Raw genomic sequence first — 3,444 nt, forward strand, 5'->3', positions numbered from 1 at the left:
CTCCGGAAGTGCCTGTCCAGCCGGTCTCGTCGCCACCGGCAGAGGCTCCGGCCAAGAAGAAGCGTTCGGTGCGTTCCTTCCTGCTGCCGGTCATCGGCGTCGCCTTGCTGGGCGCCGGCGCCTGGTATGGTTACGATTACTGGACCACGGGCCGCTTCATGATCTCGACGGACGATGCCTATGTCCAGGCGGACATGGCGTTCATCTCGCCCAAGATTTCCGGCTATGTCGATCAGGTCAAGGTCAGCGAGAACCAGCAGGTCAAGGCCGGCGATCCGCTGCTCGTCGTCGATGACGGCGATTACAAGATTGCCGTCGCCCAGGCCGAGGCGCAGATCGCCACCTTGAGCAAGACGCTCGACCGTATCGACGCCCAGACTGAAGCAGCGCGCGCCTCGCTGCAGCAGGCGCAGGCGCAGAAGGTCGCCGATCAGGCCGCGGCCGACAATGCGGCCAAGGTCGCGGCGCGCGCCTCGCAGCTGCTCAAGACCCATGTCGGCACGCAGGCGCAGCTGGACGACGCCCAGACGGCGGTCCAGCAGGCCGATGCCGCCCTTGTCGGCGCCGACGCGACGATCGCCGCCGCGCAGGCCAATATCGGCGTGCTGCAGGCGCAACGCGCGGAATCGGCGAGCACGCTGGCGTCCCTGCAGCTCAGCCATGACAAGGCGCTGCGCGATCTTTCCTTCACCGTGCTCAAGGCGCCTTATGACGGCATCGTCGGCAACCGCTCGGTCGAACAGGGCGACCTTGTCAGCCCCGGCCAGAAGCTCGCCGTCATCGTGCCGATGGACAAGCTCTACATCGTCGCCAACTTCAAGGAGACGCAGCTTGCCCGGCTGGTGCCCGGAGAGAAGGTGAAGATCTCGGTCGATGCGACCGACGGCCAGGACTTCGAGGGAACCGTCTCGTCGCTGGCGCCGGCTTCGGGTGCCGTGTTCTCGCTGCTGCCGCCCGAAAACGCCACCGGCAACTTCACCAAGGTCGTGCAGCGCGTTCCGGTCCGCATCGATGTGCCCGCAGATGTCCTGAAGAGCGGCAAACTGCGCGCCGGCCTGAGCGTCATCGTCGACGTCGACAGCCGCACCGCCCCATCCGGGTCGGGCCCAGTGGCCGCGAACTGAGCGGCGACGGGAGCAATGCCATGGCAACCGCAACCCTGACAGCAGGAGCGCCGCCGGCGAGGCCGGCTGTGCCTGACACCATTTCGACGCGGCGCGTCATCGCCTTCCTGGCGATGGTGTTCGGCATGTTCATGGCCATCCTCGATATCCAGATCGTCTCCGCCTCGCTGTCGGAAATCCAGGCCGGCCTGAGCGCCAGCTCCGACGAAATCCCGTGGGTGCAGACCGCCTATCTGATCGCCGAAGTGGTGATGATCCCGCTGTCGGGCTTCCTCAGCCGGATGCTGTCGACGCGGGTGCTGTTCACGATCTCGGCGGCGGGCTTCACCGCGGCCAGTGCGCTGGCGGCGACTGCCACCAACATCGACCAGATGATTGTCTACCGCGCCGTCCAGGGCTTCATCGGCGGCGGCATGATACCGAGCGTCTTCGCCGCTGCCTTCACCATCTTCCCGCCCTCGCGCCGCGCCTTCGTCTCGCCGATGATCGGCCTGGTGGCGACGTTGGCGCCGACCATCGGCCCGACTGTCGGCGGCTATATCAGCCATGCCATGTCCTGGCACTGGCTGTTCCTGGTCAATGTCGTGCCCGGCATCCTGGTGACAGCGGCGGCCTGGACGCTGATCGACTTCGACAAGCCCAACCTCAAGCTGTTCAGCAAGTTCGACTGGTGGGGCCTCGCCGGCATGGCGGCTTTCCTGGGCTGCATGGAATATGTGCTCGAGGAAGGCCCCAACAATGACTGGCTGCAGGACCAGGGCGTCTTCATCTGCGCCATTGTCATGACCATCGGCGCGGTGCTGTTCTTCTGGCGGGTGTTCACCGCCGAGGAGCCGATCGTCGACCTGAAGGCCTTCACCAACATCAACTTCGCCTTCGGCTCGCTGTTTTCCTTCGTCATCGGCATCGGCCTTTACGGCCTGACCTATCTCTACCCGGTGTATCTCGGGCGCATCCGTGGCTACGATTCGATGATGATCGGCGAGGCGCTGTTCGTCAGCGGCCTGGCCATGTTCTTCACCGCGCCGATCTCGGGCATCCTGTCGAACAAGATGGACCCGCGGCTGATGATGATGATCGGCTTCTTCGGCTTCGCCACCGGCACCTGGTGGATGACGCATCTGACCGCCGACTGGGATTTCAACGAGCTGCTCATCCCGCAGATCCTGCGCGGCTGTTCGATGATGCTGTGCATGGTGCCGATCAACAACATCGCGCTCGGCACCTTGCCGCCCGAGCGGCTGAAGAATGCGTCCGGCCTGTTCAATCTCACCCGCAACCTTGGCGGTGCGGTTGGCCTCGCGCTGATCAACACCGTGCTGATCGACCGCAATGCCTTCCACTACGCAAGGCTCTCCGAGCATGTGCAATGGGGCAGTGAAGCCGCGCAGACCAAGCTGCAGAACATGACGCTCAATTTCGAGCAAACCCCCGGCCTGGATGCGACAAGTGCTGCCATCTCCAAGCTGTCGGGCATGGTCCAGCAGCAGGCGGCGCTGCTGTCATTCATGGATGTGTTCTTCATGCTGACGGTGCTGTTTGCGACGCTTGGCCTGTTCACCATGTTGATCCGCAAGCCGGCCGCGGCGGCGGGTGGAGGTGGTGGCGGCGGCCACTGATACCGGAGCAATTCCAGGAAAAGTGTAAGGCGGTTTTCCGTCAGGAATTGCGACAAGACAGAGATACGTGGGCAGCTGTTTCGGGAAGCTCCTCCAGTCCACGCCCGAAAAAGCTCTGACCGCGCAAAAAACTCCGGGCCGCAAGCCCGGAGTTTTTCATATCCAGTTGGAATTTGTCAGGCTGTGGCGGGCTTGAAGGTCAGCGCGACGCCGTTGATGCAGTGGCGCAGGCCGGTCGGCGCCGGACCGTCGTCGAAGACGTGGCCGAGATGGCCGCCGCAGCGGCGGCAATGCGCCTCGGTGCGCGTCATGCCGAGCGAGCGGTCCACGGTCGTGCCGATAGCCTTGGGGATCTCTTGCCAGAAGCTCGGCCAGCCGGTGCCGGAATCGAATTTCGTCTCCGACGAATAGACCGGCAGGTCGCAGCCGGCACAGGCGAAGATGCCCTTACGGTGTTCGTTGAGCAGCGGGCTGGTGCCGGGATACTCCGTGCCTTCCTTGCGCAGCACGTCGAAGGCGGCCGGCGACAGGATGGCTTTCCACTCGGCGTCGGTCTTGGTGACTTCGAATTTTTCGGCGGCCTGTGCTGCCTGCGGATCGCCCATGCGCAGCATCGTTGCTGCGGCCCCGACGACGCCGAGGGCGGCGGCACCGCTCAAAAGAAAGTCGCGACGGTTCATGACCGGGTCCTCCTGATGTCC

General features: G+C 64.3%; 3 protein-coding genes. 2 read left to right on the top strand and 1 reads right to left on the bottom strand.

Annotated elements, in window-relative coordinates; translation table 11 throughout:
- A partial coding sequence (locus EN893_RS24765; protein ID WP_164901076.1) for an HlyD family secretion protein occupies positions 1-1,124 on the top strand: 1,124 nt, incomplete at its 5' end.
- A gap of 20 nt (positions 1,125-1,144) precedes the next feature.
- Positions 1,145-2,743: a DHA2 family efflux MFS transporter permease subunit gene (locus EN893_RS24770; RefSeq protein ID WP_127267221.1), complete on the top strand. Its 1,599-nt coding sequence runs from the start codon at positions 1,145-1,147 to the stop codon at positions 2,741-2,743.
- 176 nt (positions 2,744-2,919) lie between these two features.
- Here the strand turns inward: EN893_RS24770 and msrB are convergent, their stop codons facing one another.
- Positions 2,920-3,423 carry a peptide-methionine (R)-S-oxide reductase MsrB gene (gene msrB, locus EN893_RS24775; RefSeq protein ID WP_128361837.1) on the bottom strand — a complete coding sequence of 168 codons (504 nt, stop codon included), beginning with the start codon at positions 3,421-3,423 and terminating at the stop codon, positions 2,920-2,922.
- Positions 3,424-3,444 lie beyond the last annotated feature (21 nt).

This window comes from Mesorhizobium sp. M7A.F.Ca.CA.004.04.2.1, assembly GCF_004022825.1.
Classification (GTDB): Bacteria; Pseudomonadota; Alphaproteobacteria; order Rhizobiales; family Rhizobiaceae; genus Mesorhizobium.